At 72.5% G+C, this 21,764-nt stretch carries 15 protein-coding genes and 2 pseudogenes; 13 read left to right on the plus strand and 4 right to left on the minus strand.

Features of this window, described 5'->3' with window-relative positions; translation table 11 throughout:
- Positions 1-56 precede the first annotated feature (56 nt).
- Both NGB36_RS17500 and NGB36_RS17505 read right to left on the minus strand, forming a co-directional pair.
- A complete protein-coding gene (locus NGB36_RS17500) occupies positions 57-1,016 on the minus strand; it encodes an MBL fold metallo-hydrolase (RefSeq protein WP_255921227.1) in 960 nt (319 codons plus the stop codon).
- Entirely contained in the window at positions 1,017-1,934 is a 918-nt protein-coding gene (locus NGB36_RS17505; protein WP_255921228.1) for a LysR family transcriptional regulator, read from the minus strand.
- A 120-nt stretch (positions 1,935-2,054) separates the two neighbouring features.
- Between NGB36_RS17505 and NGB36_RS17510 the strand changes: the two genes are divergently transcribed.
- Together NGB36_RS17510 and NGB36_RS17515 are read left to right on the plus strand one after the other, a co-directional pair.
- A complete protein-coding gene (locus NGB36_RS17510; RefSeq protein ID WP_255921229.1) occupies positions 2,055-3,026 on the plus strand; it encodes an EamA family transporter in 972 nt (323 codons plus the stop codon).
- A 9-nt stretch (positions 3,027-3,035) separates the two neighbouring features.
- Positions 3,036-3,712: pseudogene (locus NGB36_RS17515) on the plus strand (MOSC domain-containing protein).
- A gap of 11 nt (positions 3,713-3,723) precedes the next feature.
- On the opposite strand, the gene NGB36_RS17520 reads toward NGB36_RS17515, so the two are convergent.
- Complete coding sequence (locus tag NGB36_RS17520; protein WP_255921230.1) at positions 3,724-5,412, minus strand: flavin monoamine oxidase family protein; 1,689 nt, start codon at positions 5,410-5,412, stop codon at positions 3,724-3,726.
- Positions 5,413-5,561: 149 nt separating this feature from the next.
- Here NGB36_RS17520 and NGB36_RS17525 point away from each other — a divergent pair, with 149 nt between their 5' ends.
- The 11 genes and pseudogenes from NGB36_RS17525 to NGB36_RS17575 all read left to right on the plus strand — a co-directional run bounded on the left by NGB36_RS17525 (position 5,562) and on the right by NGB36_RS17575 (position 20,110).
- Positions 5,562-8,153, plus strand: coding sequence for a SpoIIE family protein phosphatase (locus NGB36_RS17525; protein ID WP_255921231.1), 2,592 nt, complete (start codon positions 5,562-5,564; stop codon positions 8,151-8,153).
- A 66-nt stretch (positions 8,154-8,219) separates the two neighbouring features.
- A complete protein-coding gene (locus tag NGB36_RS17530; RefSeq protein WP_255921232.1) occupies positions 8,220-9,005 on the plus strand; it encodes an isocitrate lyase/PEP mutase family protein in 786 nt (261 codons plus the stop codon).
- Between the two features lie 115 nt (positions 9,006-9,120).
- Positions 9,121-10,101, plus strand: a complete 981-nt coding sequence (locus NGB36_RS17535; RefSeq protein ID WP_255921263.1) for a FecCD family ABC transporter permease — start codon at positions 9,121-9,123, stop codon at positions 10,099-10,101.
- On the plus strand, positions 10,098-11,132 hold the full coding sequence (locus tag NGB36_RS17540; RefSeq protein WP_255921233.1) for a FecCD family ABC transporter permease: 1,035 nt from the start codon (positions 10,098-10,100) through the stop codon (positions 11,130-11,132). The genes NGB36_RS17535 and NGB36_RS17540 overlap by 4 nt, the downstream gene beginning before the upstream one ends.
- Positions 11,129-11,947 (plus strand): ABC transporter ATP-binding protein, encoded by an 819-nt coding sequence (locus NGB36_RS17545; RefSeq protein WP_255921234.1) that lies wholly within the window; start codon positions 11,129-11,131, stop codon positions 11,945-11,947. The genes NGB36_RS17540 and NGB36_RS17545 overlap by 4 nt, the downstream gene beginning before the upstream one ends.
- A 54-nt stretch (positions 11,948-12,001) precedes the next feature.
- Positions 12,002-12,997 (plus strand): ABC transporter substrate-binding protein, encoded by a 996-nt coding sequence (locus tag NGB36_RS17550; protein WP_255921235.1) that lies wholly within the window; start codon positions 12,002-12,004, stop codon positions 12,995-12,997.
- Between the two features lie 56 nt (positions 12,998-13,053).
- Entirely contained in the window at positions 13,054-14,244 is a 1,191-nt protein-coding gene (locus NGB36_RS17555) for an ATP-grasp domain-containing protein (protein WP_255921236.1), read from the plus strand.
- Positions 14,241-15,986 carry an IucA/IucC family protein gene (locus NGB36_RS17560; RefSeq protein ID WP_308288867.1) on the plus strand — a complete coding sequence of 582 codons (1,746 nt, stop codon included), beginning with the start codon at positions 14,241-14,243 and terminating at the stop codon, positions 15,984-15,986. Before NGB36_RS17555 ends, NGB36_RS17560 begins: the two co-directional genes overlap by 4 nt.
- A pseudogene (locus NGB36_RS33465) lies at positions 15,983-16,633 on the plus strand (MFS transporter); the annotation flags it as partial. The gene NGB36_RS17560 and the pseudogene NGB36_RS33465, both read left to right, overlap by 4 nt.
- Before the next feature lie 577 nt (positions 16,634-17,210).
- Positions 17,211-18,923, plus strand: coding sequence for an IucA/IucC family protein (locus tag NGB36_RS17570; RefSeq protein WP_255921237.1), 1,713 nt, complete (start codon positions 17,211-17,213; stop codon positions 18,921-18,923).
- The gene (locus tag NGB36_RS17575; RefSeq protein WP_255921265.1) at positions 18,923-20,110 is read left to right on the plus strand and encodes a type III PLP-dependent enzyme; all 1,188 of its coding nucleotides are present in this window, start codon (positions 18,923-18,925) and stop codon (positions 20,108-20,110) included. The genes NGB36_RS17570 and NGB36_RS17575 overlap by 1 nt, the downstream gene beginning before the upstream one ends.
- Before the next feature lie 40 nt (positions 20,111-20,150).
- Here NGB36_RS17575 and NGB36_RS17580 read toward each other — a convergent pair whose 3' ends face one another.
- Positions 20,151-21,566, minus strand: coding sequence for an APC family permease (locus NGB36_RS17580; RefSeq protein WP_255921238.1), 1,416 nt, complete (start codon positions 21,564-21,566; stop codon positions 20,151-20,153).
- Positions 21,567-21,764: the final 198 nt, after the last annotated feature.

The following is a 21,764-nucleotide window of genomic DNA, read 5'->3' on the forward strand; positions in this document are numbered from 1 at the left end:
CAGCCGGAGCAGGCGGTTGAGCCCGGCGGCCTCGTCGGACGCCTGAGCCGTGCGTGTCAGCATTTGCCGGCGAGGGCGAGCGCCGCCGCGCGGTCGTGGCTGGGGATCACCTCGACGGCGGACGGGAGGGCGTGCAGGCGGTGGAGCGTGGCGAAGGCCGCGTCGCGGTCGGCGTCGACGAGCCGGCCCGGGAAGGGCGCCTTCTCGCGCAGCAGGTCGATCTGCAGCCGGTGCCAGGCGGCGTCACCGGCGAGCAGAATACGAGGGCTGTCCGCCACCGCGAGCAGGACACCGACGCTGCCCGGGGTGTGCCCGGCCAGATCGACGATCACCACCGACCCATCCCCGAAGAGGTCGTGGCTGCGCGTGAACGTCATCAGCGCAGGCCCGTCGAGCTCGTACGGGACGAACGTCCGGCCGGTCAGCGGACCGTGGGCGCAGCCCAGCGGCGGACGACCGGTGGCCGGGTCGGCGGCGAGAGCGAAGGAGCGCTCGGCCTCCAGGACGCGCACAGGCAGATCGGCCGGGAGGTCGGCGAGGCCCGAGACGTGGTCCCAGTGCATGTGCGTCGGCAGTGCGAAGTCGATGTCCGAGGGAGCGATCCCGGCCTGCCGGAGGGCCTCGGCGAGCCCGATCACCGGACGGTCCGGGGCCACCACCGTACGGAAGAGCGGCGGGAGTTCGGGCAGCACGCGGCGGTGCACGTCGGCGCACATCGCCGGATCGACGAGGAACCGGGCGCTGGGATGCTCCACGAGGAACGTTGTCATCCCCAGCGTAAGCAGCGGCGGCCGCATCGCGCCCTCGGCGATCGCCAACGTCGGCGCGGTCTGCCGTGCCTGCACCAGCGGGGTCAGCGTCACCGTCGCGCGCGGCGCGGGCGCGGGGGCATCGGATGCGGCGCCCGCGAGGTGCGCGAGCAGCCGCTTGTCGGGGCGGCGGGGACGGGCGAGGCGCGGCGGCGTGGCGGCTAGCGCGCCGCAGCAGTCCAGAAGGGTACGAAAGTTCGCGTTCACCTATTCAGTCCTTCCCTCGGCGACCGCGGGCCAATGATCGCGCAGGGCGCGGACCGCTTCGATAATGGCGGGACGGCGGGAGGTGCCGCTGCGCCATACTGCGAACAGGCCACGGACCGGGGCGGGTTCGAGCGGCCGGACGACCACCTCTTGCGGTAGCGGTCCCCGGCCGAGCCGGGGCACCAGCGCGATCCCGAGACCGGCCGCAACCAGGGCCACCTGCGTCTGGTACTCAGCCACGTGGCAGACCACATCGGGTTCGCACCCGCAGGCACGCAGCGTACGCATCAGCCAGTCATGGCAGACGGAACCAGGCGGCTGGCAGATCCACCGCTGCGTGGTGAGCTCCTCGCGGACAAGTGCGTCGCGTGCCGCAAGGGGATGGCGCGCGGGCAGCAGGATGTCGCACCGGTCGGCGCCGATCGCCGCGCGCCGCAACCCTTCGGGTGCGGGCAGCGGTGCGATGTCCCAGTCGTGCGCGACCGCGAGATCCACCACCCCGCGGGCCACCAGATCCACTGAGCGGTGCGGGTCCTCCTCGACCAGGCGCAGGTCCAACGCCTTGTGTGCCGCGGTGAGTCCGGCGAGCACGGCGGGGAGCAGGCCGCGGGCCGCAGTGGGGAAGGCGGCCACCGTGAGCCGTCCGGCGGGGCGGCCGCGCCGTTCCTCCAGGGCGACTTCGGCCTCCTCGACGATCGACAGCAGCTGCTGAGCAGTGTCGGCGAGCAGTTTCGCCGCGTCGGTGAGGGCCACGCCGCGCCCCTGACGTTCCAACAGCGCCGTGCCCGTTTCGCGTTCCAGTTTGGCGATCTGCTGGGAGACGGCGGACGGGGTGTAGCCGAGTGCGGCGGCCGCGCCGCCGACCGATCCGTGGATGTGCACCGCGTGCAGCGCCCGAAGACGGGCCAGGTCGAGCATGTGCGCCTCCTGCCGGGCTCTCTCCCGCTGCCCTCTCTCGCAACTCTTCAGCATTGCTGTATGCGATCATGAAGGAAGCTTCGCTGGTGCTACATCGTAGCCGCGGGCGACGATCGAGGCATGCGTCCGCTGCCCACCGCTCATGTCCTTCTCGCCGTTCTCATCGCCGCCGTATGGGGCGTCAACTTCGTCGTCATCGACGTCGGGCTCGCCCACTTCCCACCGCTGCTCTTCTCCGCGCTGCGGTTCGCCGTCGCCGCCGTGCCCGCGGTCTTGTTCGTGCGGCGGCCCGGGGTCGGCGCCCGGTGGATCATTTCGTGCGGCTTCGTGCTGGGCGTGGCCTACTTCGGACTGCTGTTCATCGGCATGCACACGGGGATGCCCGCCGGGCTCTCCTCCCTCGTCCTCCAGGTCCAGGCGGTGTTCACAGCGCTACTCGCCATGGTGCTGCTCGGTGAGCGCCCCGGGCCCGTGCGGCTGACCGGCATGGCCATCGCGCTCGCCGGGATCGCCGTCGCCGCTGCAGACCAGGGCCGCTCCGGGCCGCTGGGCGCATTCGCGCTGGTGGTGGCGTCTGCCGCGTTCTGGGGGCTGTCGAACGTCATGACCCGTAAGGCCGCGCCGCCGGACGCACTGAGCTGGATGGCATGGGTGAGCCTGGTGCCGCCGCTGCCGCTGCTCGCGCTGTCCCTCGCGTTCGAAGGCCCTGCGGCCGATCTCCACGCGCTGCGCACCATCGACCCCGCCGGCATCGGTGCGACGCTCTACGTCGCCTGGCTCTCCACGCTCTTCGGCTTCGGGGCCTGGGGATTTCTGCTGCGCCGTCACCACGCCTCGACCGTTGCCCCGTTCTCGCTTCTGGTCCCGGTCTTCGGCATGACGTCGGCCGCGGTGCTGACCGGCGAACGCATCACCGCACTGGGGTGGGTTGCGGCCGTCCTGCTGATCAGCGGCGTCGCCATCACCTCGCTCGGCGGCCGGCGCCCCCAGCCCGTCGCCGGCACGGCCCCCGACGAGCAGTCCCCGGACGATCAGGCCTGCGACGATCCGGCCGGGCACAATTGGCTCGCGCGCCCCGCGGGCCGCTCGTAGGGCGCGGGCATGGCCACCATCATCTCCGTGAACCTCGCTCACCCGTTTCCCGCCGACTACACCGACGCCGAGCTCACCGGGATCGACAAGCGGCCGACGGACGGGCCGGTCGCCGTCTGCGCGCCGGGGCCCATGGGGACGGCGGGCAGCGGTGTCGCGGGGGACGGGGTGTTCGACCTGCGGGCGCACGGAGGCGACGACCGGTCTACGCCTACGCCCGCGAGGACCTCGACCACTGGGAGGGAGAGCTGGGGCACGAGCTGCCCGGCGGCGTCTTCGGCGAGAACCTCACCACCAGCGGTCTCGACGTCAGCGGTGCACGGATCGGGGAGCGCTGGCGCATCGGGCAGGAGCTGGTCCTGGAGGTGACCTCGCCACGCATCCCGTGCCGTACGTCCGCCGGCTGGCTGGGGGAGGAGCGCTGGGTGAAGCGGTTCACGCGAGCGGTACGCCCCGGCGCGTACCTGCGGGTGATCGAGCCCGGAGAGATCCGCGGAGGCGACCCGGTCGAGATCCTCTCGCGGCCCGCCCACGAGGTGACGATCGAGTTCCTCTTCCGGGCCATGACGACCGAGGCCGAGCTGCTGCCGCGCACACTCGCCGCAGGCGATGCACTCAACGCGTACTACGCCCAGACCATCCGCACGCGCCTGGCCAAGGGCGTCAGGCCGTCGGGCGCCGCCTGAGCAGGGTTACTTCAGCGCCCGCGCGCCGGCTCTCCCGTCGCCAGCGCGCGGGAGTCCGGGATGCTGCGGACGGCGGGCGGGAAGCTGCGCTCCAGGCCGAGCAGCTGCCTGACGACGTACTCGGCGGACATCATCGCTCCCTCCTGCCAGCCGGGCAGGGAGGAGACCTGGTCCCCGATGACGTGGAACCGGCCGTCGGCGGCGAGCAGGGTGCTGTAGGCGCCGACCTGATCGGGGTCCCTCGGGTCCCAGTCGGCCCAGCCGCCCGCCTGGTGGGGCACCTTGTGCCAGGCGATGGAGATGCCCGTCTCCTCGGGGACGAGGGAGCGGTCGGCGAACTCCGGGTGCAGCCGCACCGCCCCTTCCCGGACCCTGGCTAGCCGTTGCGCGAAGCTCATGTCGCCGAGGACGGCTGCGGCTTCGTCATAGTTGTAGCAGCCGGTGAGGGTGCCCTTGTCGCCGAAGCAGCCGTGCGAGGGGTACCAGAGCTGGTAGATGATGTCGTCGGTCCAGCTGATGCCGCCGTAGATCTGGTACTTGTCGGATTCCCAGAACCGCTGGTTCGCCTGCCACCCCACCTTGCACGCGGGCGCGAACGGGATCATGCCGATCGCCTCGCGGAATCCGCGCGAGAAGCCGCGCAGCTCCAGCGCGTGCAGCAGCGGCAGCGGGATGTTGCTGAGGCAGTGGTCGGCCTGTTCGGTCGTGACCTTCCCGTTTCTGACCGAGGTGACCCGCACGCCGTCCCGGACCAGCTCGATCCGGGTCACCTCGGCGCCCAGCACGATCGTGCCCCACAGCCGCCGGGTGAAGGCGTCGACGATCCTGTCCATGCCGCCGACCGGCTGGAACATCGTGGCCTGCCACAGATGTTCGTCCGGCTGGTAGAAGCGGTGCCGCCAGAACTCGGAGGCGAGAAGCTCCGGGAGGGCGATCGGCGCCTCCGCCTCCGCCTGCTGACCGACGGCCAGCGGCTCCCGGTAGCCGGCCCTGGTCGAGCCCTCGTAGGCGTAGTCGTGCTCGCCGAGATCGCCGAACTTGACCAGCAGCATCAGCAGTGCCTCGCGCTCGGCCGGCTCGATCTCGGTGTCCAGCGCGCCCTTGTCGATCGCGCGGGCCAGCAGATGGGCGAGGTGGCCGCGGGTGTCGGCCGCGATCCTGCGCCGGGGCTGTGCGCCGCCCATCACTCCGCCGCCCGCGTCGCGCAGGTCGCCGGGTCCGCCGACGTAGAGATTGGCGGTGTTCTGCATGATGAACGGTTCGAGCCGGACCCCGAGGCGGCGGCAGGCGGCGAGGACCCGGCGGTGGTGGTACGGGATGCGGCCCGGTCCGAGGTTGAGGTATAGGCCCTCGTCGAAAGCGCAGGTCTGGCTCGCCGTGGCGCCGGACGACGTCACCTCGGTGATCACGGTGCCCCTGCGGGCCGTGAAATTGCGCCCGCCTGTCCGGTTCTGGGCCTCCAGCACCTTGACGGTGTAGCCGAGGCGGGTGAGCTGCTCCGCCGCGGTGAGACCGGCGATACCGGCGCCGAGGATCAGCACCGTCTTGCCGTTCGGCCGGCCGTGCCCCGCGTCCCAGGGCGGCGCCGCCTCGGCGGGAGCCGCACCGGTCATCGACAGCAGCAGCGCCGATGGCGCGCCGATCGCCCCTGCCATGCCGAGGAACCGGCGGCGGGAGGGGCTGTCGAGACGATCGTCCACCGGGATTCCACTCTCCACTCGTGATCACACAGAGAGATACTTCTACCACATTGAGTGATATGTTCCGGTTGTATTCGTTGTGTTGAGCAGTTGTGCCGCTCTCCGTACGGCCCGATCATGGGAGGACGACCCCCTGGTGGGCAGGTCAGATGAACGCATGGGACGTGGTCGGCGACGATGACTTCCGGGGGCCCCTCGATGTCACGAGAGCGGCCACCGTGATCGTCGACGCCCAGGGCGTGGTCATCGGGTGGAGCCCGGCCGCCGAGGAGCTGCTCGGATACCCGCCGCGGGAGGTGCTCGGCCGCCGCGCGGAGATGCTGCTCGCCACCTCCCCCGGCGAGAGCGCCGAGCCCGAACGGGCCAAGCCGTGGGCGCATACAAGTCAAGAGCCCGGCCGGGTGCGCAGCGGCGCGCTGGCCCTGCGGCACCGGGACGGCCACTCGGTCCGCATGGTGGCCGCCGTGTGTCCGGTCACCCACGCCCACGCGACGGTGACATCAGCTGCCGGCGCGGCAGGGGCGCCCGCGGTCGTGCTGGTCGCCGCGGAACTCGACCGGCTTCGGCAGTGGGAGGCCCACCAGGCCATGCTGCACGGCCTGGTCGCGCAGTCGCCGGTGGGGCTGACCATCTACGACACCGAGCTGCGGGTGTCGTGGGCGAATGCCACGGCGATGGAGGAGTTCGGCCAGCCCGTCTCCCAGTTCGCGGACCAGGGCGCGGACGAGATCTTCCCGGCCGGCGAGGTGGTCTCCACCGGCCACCCGCCGTCGCTGGAACGCGTCATGCGGCAGGTGCTCGACAACGGCGAGCCCGTCGTCGACCTGCACTACCGCGCCGGCACCCCGTCCGAGCCGGAGAACCTACGGGTCTGGTCGTGTTCGTACTACCGGCTGCTCGACGCGCGCGGCGAGCCGATCGGCGTGTGCGAGGAGTCGGTGGACATCACCGACCGCTACCGCGCCCAGCAGCGGCTCGCCCTGCTGGTGCGGGCGGGGGAGCGCATCGGCACCTCGCTCGACGTGGCGCGCACGGCGCGGGAGCTGGCCGAGGTGAGCGTCCCGCAGTTCGCGGACGAGGTCGCCGTCGACGTGCTCGAATCCGTCCTCGAGGGCGAGGAGCCCGTCACCGGGCCGGTGTTCGGGGCGTTCGCCGGGTGGCGCCTGGTCCGCGTGCAGGGCCGCACCGGGCCGCACGAGCCGCGCGAGCCGCATGCGCCGCGCGAGCCGCATGCGCCGCGCGGGCTGCACGAGCCGCGCAGGCCGCACGAGCCGCACGAGCCGCGCGGAGGAGCCGCACCGTACGTGGACTACCCGCCCGCCTCACCGCAGGCCCGCGCCCTGTCCGCCGGCCGGCCGGTCGTGGACGGTCCCGACGGCGCGCGCTCGCATCTTTACGTGCCGCTGCGGGCCCGCGGTGCCACGATGGGCCTGGTCACCCTGGTCCGCAACCGCAACCCTGAGCCCTTCGACGCCGGTGAACTCGCCCTCGCCGACGAGCTGGTGGCCCGTACCGCCGTGTGCGTCGACAACGCCCGCCGCTACACCCGCGAGCACCACACCGCCCTCACCCTCCAGCGCAGTCTGCTGCCGAGCGAGCTGCCACCGCAGACCGCGGTCGAGGTGGCGTTCCGCTATGTGCCGGCCGACAGCCGGATCGGCGTTGGCGGCGACTGGTTCGACGTCATCCCGCTCTCCAGCGCCCGCGTCGGACTCGTCGTCGGGGACGTCGTGGGGCACGGACTGCGCGCGGCGGTCGGGATGGGGCGCTTCCGCGCGACCGTGCGCGCGCTCGCCAACCTCGACCTCGCCCCCGACGAGCTGCTGGCGCGCCTCGACGACCTGATCGTCGCGCGCTCGGAGGAGGCGGCGGAGGCCACCGGCGACGCAGGCGAAGAAGCGGACGACGAAATCGTCGGCGCGACCTGCCTGTACGCGGTGTACGACCCGGTCTCCCGTCGCTGCAGGCTGGCGCGCGCCGGGCATCTGCTGCCCGCGGTCGTCGACCCCGGCGGCTCGGTCACCTTCCCCGACCTGCCGCCGGGCCCTCCACTCGGCCTCGGCGGGCTGCCGTTCGAAAGCCGGGACCTCGAACTGGCCGAGGGCAGCCTGCTCGCGCTCTTCACCGACGGGCTCGTCGAGACCCGTGACTCCGACGGCGGCACCGACATCGAGCGCGGCCTGGCCCGGCTCGTCGGCGTACTCGCCCAGCACCGGCGGCCGTTGGAGGAGCTGTGCGACGAGGCGCTCGGCATCGCCCCGCCGCGGCCTGCCGCGGACGACGCCGCGCTGCTGCTGGTAAGAACGCGGGTGCTCGGCGCGGCCCAGATCGGCGTGTGGGAACTGGACGCCGATCCAGCCGTCGTCGGCAGCGCCCGCACCAAGGCCATGGGACAGCTCGCCGACTGGGGGCTCGACGAACTGGCCTTCACCACCGAACTGATCGTCAGCGAGCTGGTGACCAATGCGATCCGGCACGCCGCGGGCCCGATCCACCTTCGGCTGATCCGCGACCGGACGCTGATCTGCGAGGTGTCGGACACCCGCCACACCGCGCCGAATCTGCGCCACGCGGCAACCGACGACGAGGGCGGGCGCGGGCTCTTCCTCGTCGCGCAGATGACCCAGCGCTGGGGCACGCGCTACACCCCCACCGGCAAGACGATCTGGACCGAACAGGGCCTGCCGTCACCGCCGCCGGCCGTCGGGGCGCAGCCGGACTACGGCCGGGCCGCGGCCTGATGGCCCAGGTGAACGGCTGCTGAGTGGACCATAGTGACGGTCCATTGGCGGCATAGGGTCGTAGCCATGACAACCATCGCAACCATCGACGACATCGGCGACATCGCGGACAAGGCCGCGGCGCTGCGCGCACTGCACCGGCCCGGCGAGCCGCTCGTGCTGCCCAACGTGTGGGACGCGGCCTCGGCCCGTACGGTCCAGGCCGCCGGATTCCCCGTCATCGCCACCGGCAGCGCCGCGGTGGCTCCGGCGCTCGGCTACCCGGACGGCGAGGCCGCGCCCGCCGCCGAGGTGCTCGGTGCCGTCGCCCGGATCGCGCGCGCCGTCGACCTGCCCGTCACCGCCGACATGGAGCGGGGCTACGGCATGCGCCCCGCGGAGCTGGTGGAGCGACTCGCCGCGGCCGGTGCCGTCGGCTGCAACCTGGAGGACAGCCACCCGCCGACCGGCGAGCTGATCGACGCGGACGAACAGGCCGAGTTCCTCGCCGCGGTCCGGGCCGCGGCCATCGAGGCCGGGACCGGGCTCGTGATCAACGCCCGCGTCGACCTCCCCGCCGACGAGCGGGAGGACCTGGTGCGCCGTGCGAGGCTGTACGCCGCTGCCGGGGCGGACTGCGTCTACCCGATCCGCGTCGGTGACCCGGAGCTGATCGGCGCGTTGGTCAAGGAGATCGAGGCCCCGGTGAACGTCCTGTTCCGGCCGGGTTCGCCGCCGCTCTCCGAACTGGCCGCGCTGGGAGTGGCCCGGGTGAGCTACGGGCACGGGCTGCACTCGGCCGTCCAGTCGTACCTGGGGCGCATGGCCGAGGTAATCCGGGAGGGGCGAAGCCCGTACGGCTCGGCGGAGTGACCCGCCGACTTGACAAGCTTAGGTATGCCTAACCTAAGTTGATCGCGTGCTCACGGCCGAACCACCCTCGCGCACGGCGACACCGTCCCCGCCTCAAGTCCCCGTCGTACGACGGATGTTGCTGCTCCTCGCCGGAGTCTGCGGGCTCGTTGTCTGCGCCGCGCTGAGCCTTGCGCTCGGCGCACGGGCGGTTTCGCTGCCGTCGGTCCTCGATGCACTCTTCGGCATCGGCCACGGTCCCGACGCGGCAGTCGTCACCGGGCTGCGGCTGCCGCGTACCGCGGTCGGTCTCGTCGTCGGCGCCGCCCTAGGCGTGGCCGGAGCGGTCGCCCAGGGCATCACGCGCAACCCGCTCGCCTCGCCGACCACCCTCGGTGTCAACGCCGGTGCGGGCCTCGCCGTCGTCACCGCCATCTACGTGCTGCACTTGACCCGACCCGTCGAGTACGTCTGGTTCGCCTGCGCGGGCGCGGCGCTCGCCGCGCTCGCCGCCCTCTCCATGGGGAGGGGGTCGTGGGGAGGCAGGAGCGACCTCGACCCCGTACGGCTCGCGCTCGGCGGCACCGTGCTCGCCGCGGTCCTCACCTCCTGGACCTCGGCGGTGATGCTGCTCGACCAACGCACCCTGGACGAAGCGCGTTTCTGGCTCGCCGGCTCGATCGAGGGGCGCGGTTTCGACGTCCTGCTGCCGATGCTGCCATTCATCGGCACCGGACTCGTCCTCGCCTTCGCCGTCTCCCCCGCGCTCAACGCCCTTGCGCTCGGCGACGAGACGGCGCAGGCGCTCGGCGTGCCCGTCGCTCGGGTCCGCACCGCGGGAGCGGTCGCCGTGGTGCTGCTCGCCGCCGGCGCGGTCGCCGTCGCCGGGCCGGTGTCGTTCGTCGGGCTCGCCGCCCCGCATCTGGTGCGGCTCGGGCTCGGCGCCGACCACCGCCGGCTGGTGCCCGGCTGTCTCGTCGCCGGACCGCTGCTGCTGCTCGGCGCCGACGTGCTGGGCCGGGTCGTGATCCGGCCGTCGGAGCTCGAAGTCGGCATCGTCACCGCGTTCCTCGGCTCGCCGCTGCTCGCGCTCCTCGCCCGGAAGGCGGCCCGATGAGCGGCCGGGCCGCCGGCCGGCGCAGGACGCAGGTGCTGTGCGCGGTGGCCGCCGCCGTCCTCCTCGCCCTCGCCACCGCCGGACTTGCGATCGGCGAGTATCCGATGTCCCCGCTCGCTGCGCTCCGCAGCCTGGCCGGGCTCGGCAACGCCGGTGACGTGCTCGTGGTCCAGCAGTTCCGCGCACCCCGGGCGGCCGCCGCGATCGTCGCGGGCGCCGGGCTCGCGGTGGCCGGAGCGCTGCTGCAGCGCCTCGCCCGCAACCCCCTCGCCTCGCCCGACGTCGTCGGGGTCACCGGCGGCGCCTCCTTCGGTGCGGTCGCCGTGCTCGCCACCGGGGCCGCCCAGCCGCTGATCCCGGTGGCCGCGCTCGGCGGCGGGCTCTTCGCCTCCCTGCTGCTCGGGCTGCTCGCCTGGCGCTCGGGCTTGTCGGTCACGCGTCTGGTCCTGGTCGGACTCGCCGTGCAGGCCGGGCTCGCCGCCGCCGTCAACTTCATGGTCGTCACCTTCCCGACGGAGCTGGCCGACTCCGCGGTGCAATGGACCACCGGTTCGCTGTACGGGAGGACGTGGGCCGAGGTCTCCGTGGCCGGGGGAGCGGTCGCCGTGGCGCTCGCCGCCGCATTCCTCCTGCATCGGCGCCTCGCCGTACTCGACCTCGGCGACGACTCCGCCGGCGGCCTCGGGCTGCGCCCCTCCGCAGCCCGCCTCCAACTCCTGCTCGTCGCCGTGGCACTGGCGTCGCTCGCCGCCGCCATCACCGGACCGGTCGGCTTCGTCGCGCTGGCCGTGCCGCACCTCGTCCGCCACCTCGCAGGGCCGCCGACCCCTGGCATGCTCGCGCTGTCCGCGCTCACCGGTGCCGTGCTGCTCACCGGTTCCGATCTGGTCGTGCAGCACCTGCTGCCGGTGCCGGGGCTTCCGGTGGGAGTCGTCACGGCGACGCTCGGCGCGCCCTGGCTGCTGGTGTTGATGATCCGTCAGAGCAACTTGCCGTACCGGCACCGAACCAGCCGCAGGAGCACCGCATGAGCACGACAGCCGACAACCAGCTGGCAGCGCACGGGCTCCAGTTGCGCTACGGGAGCCGGATCGTCGTCGACGGCCTCGACCTGGCCCTGCCCGGCGGCGCCGTCACCGCGATCGTCGGCCCCAACGCCTGCGGCAAGTCCACCCTGCTGCGCGGTCTGACACGGCTACTCGACCCGTCCGAGGGAACGGTCACTCTCGACGGCGCCGACATCCACCGGATGCCCGCACGTGCCCTCGCCCGGCGCCTCGGTCTGCTCCCGCAGTCCCCCGTCACCCCGGAGGCGATCACCGTCGAGGCCCTCGTCCGCCTCGGCCGCCACCCCCACCAGCGGCTGCTCAGCCCCTGGTCGGCGACGGACCAGGCGGCCGTGGAGGAGGCACTCGCCCGCACTGGCACCGACCGGCTGCGCGACCAGCCCGTCGACCGGCTCTCCGGCGGCCAGCGCCAGCGCGCCTGGATCGCCCTAGCCCTCGCCCAGCAGACCGAGCTGCTGCTGCTCGACGAGCCGACCACCTTCCTCGACCTGCGTCATCAGCTCGACGTGCTCGACCTGGTCACCGAACTGCACGAACAGGCCGGCCGCACCGTCGTCATGGTGCTGCACGACCTCGGACAGGCGGCCCGTTACGCCGACCACCTCGTGGTGCTCGACGGCGGCCGGCTCGCGGCCGCCGGACCTCCCGGCGACGTGCTCGACGCCGGACTCGTCGAATCCGTCTTCAAGGTGCCCTGCCAAGTGGTGCCCGACCCCGAGACCGGCACCCCGCTGGTCATCCCGCGGGCCCGCGCCCGCCGCGCCGCCGCGCGCGCCTGATCCCCACCCCCCGAAAGAAACCTCCGTAAGAGAACGCCGAGAGAAAGCCACCCGATGGTTCTGCGTCACACCGCACTGCGCATCCGGCGCGCGACCGCCGTCCTCCTCGCAACCGCCGTCTCCGCCACCCTGCTCGCCGCGTGCGGCAGCACCGACGGCGCATCCTCCGCCGACGCCGCACCCGGCTCCGGCTTCCCGGTCACCATCCGGCACGCCATCGGCAGCACCACCATCAAAAGCAGACCGCAGCGTGTCATCGCCCTCGACACCGGAGAGCTCGACGACGTCACCGCGCTCGGCATCACCCCCGTCGGCGCCGTCGCCCCGCACATGAAGACCGAGGGCGGATTCCCCACCTACCTGAAGAACGAGGTGAAGGGCACCAAGGACGTCGGCCCCATGATGGAGCCCAACCTGGAGCTGATCGCCTCGCTCCACCCCGACCTGATCATCTCCTCCAAGGTCCGGCACGAGAAGATCTACAACGAGCTCGACGCGATCGCCCCGACCGTCTTCGCCGAGACCACCGGCGAACCGTGGAAGGCCAACTTCCGCCTCTACGCCAAGGCGCTCGGCCGCGAGCACCAGGCCGACCAGCTGGTCGCCGGCTACGAGAAGCGGGCGCACGAACTCGGCGCGGAGATCAGGAAGAAGTACGGCGGCACCATGCCCACCGCCTCCGTAGTCCGCTTCAACAACGGCCCCACCCGCCTCTACCAGAAGGCGTCCTTCAGCGGCACCGTGCTCAGCGACATAGGCCTACGACGACCGCCCTCGCAGAACGTCGACGACTCGATGACGAACGTCAGCCCGGAGGAGATCGACAAGGCCGACGCCGACCTCGTCTTCGTCACCGTCGCCGACGTCAAGGACGCGTCCGAGCAGCAGCAGGAGGAGTCCAATCCGGTCTGGCGCGGCATGAGCGCCGTGAAGAACCACAAGGTCTTCGACGTGCCCGACGAGACGTGGATGTCCGGCATCGGCGTCCAGGCGGCAGACGGGATGCTCGCCGACGTGGCCAGGGCGGCGGACGTGCCGCTGCCGCACTGACCGCCCTCCACACCGATATCAACCCCTCACCCTCCTGACCGCAAAGGGGCTTGCCCGTGCGCCTCTACCTGCTCGCCCTCAACCCGACCGACTCCGTCACCGAAGGATTCCTGCCCGCCGCCGGCCGCCTCGGCCTCGACGTCACCGTCCTCACCCACGACGCGCAACCGCACCGCGGCTGCGGAGCCGAGGTGGTCGAATGCGACGTCCGCGACCTGCGCGAGGTGATCGGCGAGATCTCCCGCCGCCCTGCGCCCGACGCGGTGTTCAGCAACAGCGACCACCTGCAGACTCAGACCGCCCTCGCCGCCGAGTACTTCGGGCTGCCCGGCAAGGACTGGAGGGCCGCACTGCGCACCAAGAACAAGGCGCAGCTGCGCCGCCACCTCGCGGCCTGCGGCGCCGACACGGTGTGGTCGGCGGAGCTCGCCCCCGGCGAGGACACCGCCCGGCTGCTCGCCCTCGACGTGCCCTATCCCTGCGTGGTCAAACCGCGCGAGGGCGTGGCCAGCGAGGACGTCGTGCTCGTCGCGGACGGCACCGAACTCCGGCTGCGCTGCAAGGAGATCAGGCAGCGGCGCGAAGGGGCGCCACTGGTGGTGGAGGAGTTCCTCCAGGGCGAGCTCCACACCCTGGAAACGCTCGGCGACGGCAGCTGGCGCCATATGCTCGGCGGCTTCCGTACCGAGCTGTCACCACCCCCGTACTTCATCGAGGAACGCCTCACCTTCGTGCCCGAACCCGAGCTCCCGCACCCCGCCGTCGGCCAGGTGCTGCGGCAACTTGACGCGCTCGGCGTCGGTTTCGGCGCCTGCCACACCGAGTTCGTCGTCCACGACGGCCGCGCGCGCATCATCGAGGTCAACTACCGTGCCATCGGCGACCACTGCGACCTGTTGCTCGCCCGGCTCCTCGGCATCCCGCTCTTCGAGCACGTCCTGCGCACCCACCTGGGCGAGCCCCTGCCCGCCGAGCTCGGCGCGCGCACCGACGGCAGGGCGCGCCTGGAGTACCCGTACGCCGACCGTGCGGGAACGCTCACGTCGGCTCCGCAGCGCCGTGATCTGACGGTCGACGGTGTCGAGTTGACCTACCGGCCGCTGAGGCCGGTCGGCGAGCGGCACGAGCTGCACCACACCAACCGCGACTATCTCGGGGTGCTGCGTGCCACCGGCCGCGACCAGGACGCGATCGACCGCGCGGTCGAGGGGTTCCTGGCTGCTGAGCGCTGGGAGATCACGCCGTGAGCGCCGAGCAGGAGCTGGTGCTGCGGGTGCTGGGCGCGTTGCTGCGCGAGGACGTCGTCGGACTGCGCAGCCGGACCACGCCGGAGCAGAGGCCGGACGGGCTGTGGCTGCGGCTCGCGGAAGGCGGGGGTGGGGCCCTGCTGCTGCCGGTGACCGAGGACGGCTTCCAGGCCGCGTACACCGCGCGGCTCCCGCTGCTGCGCCGCGAGCCCGCCGCCACCACCCTCACCACCTGCGACGACGTCCTCGACGCCCTGCGCGAGCACGCACCACCGCAGGACCGGCCAGGCTTCGCCGCCTTCGCCGAGGAGTGCCGCCAGACGCTGGCGACGATGCGGCTTCACGACCGGACCCGTGACGAGGTGCTCGTGCGGCTCGCCACCGCCTACGGGAGCGACACCTCCGCCTGGCGCGGCCACTGCGGCAGCCTCGCCCACGACGCGCTCGCCGCCCGCCTCGACCACCCCGTCTACCCCACGGCACGCGGCCGCACCGGGCTGGTCCCGGAGCAACTGCGCTGCTACGCCCCGGAGTTCCACCCTCGCTACCGGCCGCGCTGGATCACCCTTCCCCGCCGGGCCGTGACCACGGCCGGTCAGTTCCCCGCCTGGTGGCCGCGGCCCGACGGCGAACGCTTCGCACTGCCCGTCCACCCGCTCACCGGTGACCGCGAGCTGGGGGAGGCACTGCGCGAAGCCGGACTCTACGGCCAGGACCGCCCCTGCGAGCAGCCGCACCTCGACCTCGTCCCTACCCTGTCGATGCGCACCGGCGCGCTCGCGGACGACCCGTGCGTCCACCTCAAACTGCCGCTCGCCACCGCCACCCTCGGGCTGCGGAACCGCCGCAGCATCAAACCCGGCACGCTCGTCGACGGCGCCGCATGTCACCGGCTGCTGGCAGCGGTCATCGACCGGGAGCCGCGGTTCAAGGGCAGCGTGCTGCTCGCCGACGAGACCACCTACGCCCACGCCGGCCACGAACTGCTCGCCGTGCTGCTGCGCGCCTTTCCGCCCGGTCTGGAGGAGTCCGCGATCGTCCCGATGGCCGCACTGCTCGCCCGGGCTCCGGACGGCCTGCTCGTCATCGACCACCTCGCCGACCGCTTCTACGGCGGTGATCCGCTCGCCCTCCTCGATGCCGTCCTCACCCTGCTCTTCGACTGGCAGACGACGCTCTTCGGCTACGGCATCGCCCTCGAATCCCACCAGCAGAACATCCAGCTCGCCTTCGACACCGTGACATCGGCCTCCCCCAGCCTTCGGCGGGAGGTGCCCTCTGCCGCGGCGGGGGGCGTACGCCTGGTACTCAAGGACAACGACGGTCCGCGGATCAACGCACGACGGCTGCACGAGCGGCTCGGCGAACCTACCCCCGACGGTGTGGAGTTCGACGACGCCCGCATCTTCACCGAGGGCGACGCCCCGCTCGCTGACCTGTTCACCACCATCACCCTCCATCTGTGCGCCGGCGCGTACGCCTTCGGGCTCGACCGGCACGGCCGGGCCCCGCTCGCCTCGGGTCTGCGCCTGGTACGGGAACGGCTCACCGAGGCCGTCGAACGGCTCGATCCGCAGCCGCGCGACGTGTTGCGCGAACGAGTGCTCGACGCCGAACGACTGCCCGTCAAGGCCATGGTGAGCGCCGGCTCCCTGCTCACCAAGGAGCGCTCCGGCGCGGCCGACATCAACAAGCACTACACGAACGGGCCCAACTACCTGCGGCCAGGCGGGGCGTCATGAAGGCGCTCCCGCAGCTCCGTCCCCGCGCCCTGGTCCGCACCCGGGCCACCACCGGGCTCGGCCGCCGTCAGGTGCATGTCGTGGCCGCGTGCTACTTCGTCGCGTCCTTCGCGGCCCTCGGCCTGCCGCCCTATCTCACGGTGATCCTGCCCGAGCTCGGCGACCCGCACGCACACTGGGCCGGGCTGCTCTATGTCGTCCCCACGGTCTTCGCCGCCCTCGGCGCGCCGCTGTGGGGACGCCTCGCCGACCGGTTCGGCCGCAAACGGCTCCTGCTGCGCGCCCAACTCGGGCTGACCCTCTCCTTCCTGCTCGCCGGCGCCGCGGACAGCCTCCCCGCCTTCACCGCGGCGCTCATGCTCCAAGGGCTGCTCGGCGGTACCTTCGCCGCGTCCAACGGGTATCTGGCTGCGGCCCTCGCCGGCCAGCGCCTGTCCTGGGCGCTCACCCTCATGCAGGGCAGCGCACGGGCGGCGCTGGTCGCCGCGCCCGTCGTCGTCGGCGCGCTCTCGCCGTGGCTCTCGCCACACCGCCAGTACGCGCTGCTCGCCGTGCTGCCGCTCGCCGCCGCCGGGCTGCTCGCGCTGCTGCCCGAGACACAGGGGACGGCGCCCGGGGACGACACCGTGCACGACGCTGCGCCGGTACCGCGGTCGAAGCTGCTGACCCTCTACGCCCTGGAGTTCGCGTTCGTCTTCTCGACCGTGATCTCCTATCCGTACCTCATCGAACTGGTGCAGCAGCGCATCCCCGGGGTCTCCGGCGCCGTCTCCGGGAGCCTCTTCGCCCTGCCGCACCTGTGCTACCTGCTGCTCGCGGCGCCCGCGCACCGCGCGCTGCGCACCCGGCCGCGCACGGGCATGGTCCTCGGCTTCGCGCTGGTCGCCGCCGGACTCGCGGGGCACGACGTCGCCGGATCGCTGCCTGCCTTCACCGCCGCACGGCTGGTGCTCGGCGCCGGGATGACGCTCGGCCTCGTCGGCCTGTCGCTGCTCGCCTCCGAAGCGGCGCGCGGACGGCCGCCGGGCCGGATGTTCGGCTCGCTGGAGTTCGTCTCCAAGGGCGGAGCCGTCCTCGCCGGTCTCGTCGCCGCCGTCGGTGCCGACGCGACAGGGGCTGCCGCTCCGATAGCCGCCGGAGCAGCCGTGGCCCTCGCGGCCGCGCTCACGCACTCCTCACCCCCGTTCTCACCCCTGTACTCCACCGCATCCGCCGGAGCCGTTGATGCCGAATTCCCCGGCCACCGCCGTCCACCCCGTCACCCTCCCCACCGCCGACGAAGCCGTCGCGCACACCCTGCTCAACTGCCTGCTGCGCGAGATGTCCGGGCCCGAGCACCAGACCACCGTCGACGACGGCCATCTGCTGGTGCGCCTGCCACGCCGTGGTGTGCTGCTGCGCGTCGCCCTGCGCCGCACCTCGCTGCTGGGCGCTCACCGCTTCACCGGCCCGGTGGAGCAGGAAGGAACGCACGGCTGGGCCGAGATCGACTGGCGCCGCCTCGCCGACCATGTGCAGCAGGAGCTCACCCTGCGCACCGGCCGCAGCAACGACGAGTTCGCCGGGCAACTCGCCTCCAGCCATGACGGCGTCGCCACCGCGCTCGCCGCCCGCGCCGACGCGGACGCCTCCGTCGACCGTTATCTGGAATCCGAGCAGTCGCTCGTCTTCGGCCACCGCTTCCACCCCACCCCCAAGGCGCGCTCCGCGGACCGCGACCTCTGGGCTGCCTACGCCCCTGAGACCCGCGCCGCCTTCCCGCTGCGTCACCTCGCCGTCCGCGCCCCGCTCGTCGCGGGCGAGACCGCGACCCCGGGAGCCGACGCCGTGCTCGACCGGCTCCGCCCGGTGCCCGACGGCTACCGACTGCTCCCGGCCCACCCCTGGCAGTACGCGCTGCTGCGCGACCATCCGCTGCTGCGCGCCGCCATCGCCCGACGTGACGTGCTCGACCTCGGCACAAGCGGTGTGCCCTTCACCCCGACCGCCTCCGTGCGCACCCTCCACGGCGACGACACCTTCCTCAAGTTCAGCCTGAATGTGCGCATCACCAACTGCCTGCGCAAGAACGCCCGTTATGAACTGACCGGGGCCGTCGCCCTCACCCGCCTGCTCGCTCCCGCCCTCGACGAGCTGACCGCCCGCTTCCCCGGCAGCGCCATGCTCCGCGAACCCGCCTACCGCAGCCTCGCCGTCCCAGGATCCGACGGCCTGCTCGACACCTCGCTCCTCGAGGGCTTCGGCGTCATCGTCCGCGACGGGCTCGACAGCGCCGTGCACCCCGGCCTCACTCCGCTGCTCGCCGCCGCCGTCGCCGACGAGTACCCGACCGGCTCCGCCCACATCTCGCGCCTCCTCGGCGCCGCATCGGACGACCCGCAGGCCGCACTCGACTGGTGGGCCGCCTATCTGCGGCTGCTGCTCCCGCCCGTGCTCGATGCCCATGCCCGCCACGGCATCGTCCTCGAACCCCACCTGCAGAACGTGCTGATCGCCGTGGACGACGGCGGCATGCCGCGCCAGGTGCTCTTCCGCGATCTCGAAGGCACCAAGCTGCTCGCCGAGCGCCATGCCCGCACCCTCGCCGCGCTCCCCGCCGACGTGGCAGGCGCGATGACGTACGACGCGCAGCGCGGCTGGGACCGGGTCGTCTACTGCCTGCTCGTCAACAACGCCGCCGAAATGCTCGCCGCTCTCGCCGACCTCCACCCCCGGCTCGAACCCGCGCTGTGGGCCGAAGTACGGGACGTGCTGCGGGAGTTCGGCGACGAGCACGGCTACTCTCCCCGGCTGCGGGCCCTGCTCGCCGGTGTGCCGCTGCCCGCCAAGGCCAATCTGCTCACCCGCTGGGAGCGCCGCGCCGACCGCGAGGCGGGTTACGTCCTCCTGCCCTCCCCGCTGGCCCACGAGGTGATCACCGCTTGGAGCGTCCGATGATGACACCGGCCGTCCGCAGCCTTGTCGCCGCCCTCGGCCCCGGCGAACTGCCCGTCTACGTCTACGACCTGGCCGCGCTGCGCGAGCACGCCGCCGCGGTGCGCGCCGCGCTCCCCGACGGCGTCGAGCTGTACTACGCGGCGAAGGCCAACCCGGAACCCGAGATCCTCACCGCGCTCGCCGGCCTCGTCTGCGGCTACGAGGTCTCATCGGGCGGCGAGCTCGCCCACGTTCGCAAGGCCGTACCGGGTGCGCCGCTCGCCTTCGGCGGCCCCGGCAAGACCGCGGACGAGATCGCGCGTGCCGTCGGACTCGACGCGGTGCGCGTCCACGTGGAGAGCGAGCACGAGCTGCGTCTGCTCGCCGCCGAGACCGCCCGCCAGGGCCAGGACGTCGACGTGCTCCTGCGCGTCAACCTGCCGCTCGTCGACGGGACGCTCGGCCCGGTTCCGCTCGCCATGGGCGGACGGCCGACCGCCTTCGGCCTCGACCCCGCCGGCATCGACGCCTGCCTTGCGCTCCTCGCCTCGCCCGAATGCCGCCGGCTGCGGCTGTGCGGCATCCACGCCCACCTGGCAAGCGGCCTGGACCCGACGGCCCAGCTCGCGGTGGCGGAACGCCTCGTGGACTGGACGACACGCCTCGCCGAGCGCCACCGCATCCGCCTCGACGAGGTGAACGTCGGCGGCGGCATGGCGGTCGACTACACCGATCCGGCGGCCCGCTTCGACTGGACGGTCTTCGGCACCGGCCTCGCTCGCATCCTGTGCCGCCGCCCCGGCCTGCGGCTGCGCATCGAACCGGGCCGGGCGCTGACCGCGTACTGCGGCTGGTACGTGACGGTGGTGCTCGACGTGAAGCGCAGCCACGGTGAGGAGTTCGCGGTGGTGCGCGGCGGGACCCACCACATGCGCACGCCCGCCGCGCGGGGCCACGACCAGCCGTTCACGGTGCTGCCCGTCGAGACCTGGCCGCACCCCTGGCCCCGGCCCGCGGTCACCACGGACACCGTCACCCTCGCCGGTCAGCTGTGCACGCCGAAGGACGTGCTGGCCCGGCGGGTCCCGGCGGCGGGGCTGCGCGCCGCCGATCGGGTGGTCTTCGCGATGGCGGGCGCCTACGCCTGGAACATCTCCCACCACTCATTCCTGATGCACCCCCGCCCAGGAGCGCAATTCCTTGCCTGAAGGCGTCGGCGGGGGTGCATCAGGGGCCCGGGATCCGGAATCAGGAGGGGAGTTCTTCCTCCGGGACGGTGATCACCCAGTGCGTGGCCGAGCGCGGCCGCAGGTAGAAGAGCCAGTAGAGCGCGGCCACGGCCGTGATGGAGGCGGTGATCACCAGGTCGCTGCCGGTCTGCTGGGTCAGCACCCAGATCAGCGCGACGAGCAGCAGCGCCGGGACCACCGGCCACAGCGGCATCCGCCACACGTCCGCGCGCTGCTTGTGGGGGCCACGGCGGGCGGCGAGCGCGGCCAGCGTCACGAAGGCGTAGAGCGCGGCGACGGCCACACCGGTGACGCCGTTGAGGGTGTCGACGGGCACGAAGCAGAGCACCGCGCCGGGGACGCCGACGGCGAGGGTGGCGATCCAGGGGGAGCCGAAGCGCTTGCTGAGGCTGGACAGCGCCCGGTTGACCGGTGCCGGCCAGGTGTTGTCCCGGGCCGAGGCGTAGAGGACGCGGGAGTTCTGGATCACCATGACGATCGCCGCGTTGATGATCGCCAGCGCGATCGCGAGGCTGATGAAGGTGCCGACCGTGGAGTTGCTCCACTGCTGCACCATTCCGGCGATGTCGCCGCCGCCGAGCGTGTTAAGGCTGGGCGCGCCGAGGGTGATGGCCACGACCGGGACCATGATGACGGCGGCGCCGATGCCCAGCGTCCACAGCACGGTACGGGCGACCGTGCGGCGCGGGTTCTCCATCTCCTCCGAGAGGTACACGGCGGTGGAGAAGCCCTGGAGGATGAAGAGGGCCGCCGCGAGTCCGGTGATCATCACTCCGGCCGTCACCGGTGCGCTGGTTCCGTGACCGCCGTCCATCACGGGATGCAGGAGCACGGACGCCGGGCGGTGGGCGTGGCTGAAGCCGAGGACGGAGACGACGGCGCACGCCATCACTTCGAGGACGAGGAAGATGCCGGTGATCCAGGCGTTGGCGCGCAGATCGAGCAGGCCCATCACGGTGGCGAGCAGCATCACCGCGGCCCCCATCACCTTCGGGTCGATATTGGCGATCGGGGCCAGGTACTGGGCCGTGCCGAGCGCGATGATCGGCGGGACGATCATGACGACGATCAGGGCCTGGATGAAGACCAGCCACCCGGAGAAGCGGCCGGTGAGGGTGCCGACCATGGCGTACTCGCCGCCGGCGCTCGGGATGAGGGTGCCGAGTTCGGAGTAACAGAAGGCCACGGCGACACAGAGCACGACGGCGATCACGAGGGTCAGCGCGGTGCCGGTGCCCAGCGTGGCGAAGGAGCCCGGCACGATCACGAAGAGCGTGGAGGCCGGGGTGAGGCAGGAGAGCGTGAGGAGCGTTCCGCCGACCACGCCAATGGAGCGTGTCAGCTTCGTCGGTGTCGGCGAGGTGGCGGCGGAGTCGGCGGGGGCGGCCTCGGCCGGGCGCAGTATCTCGGTCATGGGGTCGTCCAGGGGCTCGGTCGGCAAGGCTACGCGGGGAGCGGTATCGCCTCCGTACAGCTCGTTCAAGGGTTGCTCGATCGCTCCCGCGCCGTCATGAGACAACCGCTGTTAAGGACGCGTCAACCCCCTCTTGGCAACGGAATCCGCACCCAAATCCGACCATCGCAGCTGATCTGAAAAGCAACACCGCCGTTC

This window comes from Streptomyces humicola, assembly GCF_024436035.1.
GTDB lineage: Bacteria > Actinomycetota > Actinomycetes > Streptomycetales > Streptomycetaceae > Streptantibioticus_B > Streptantibioticus_B humicola.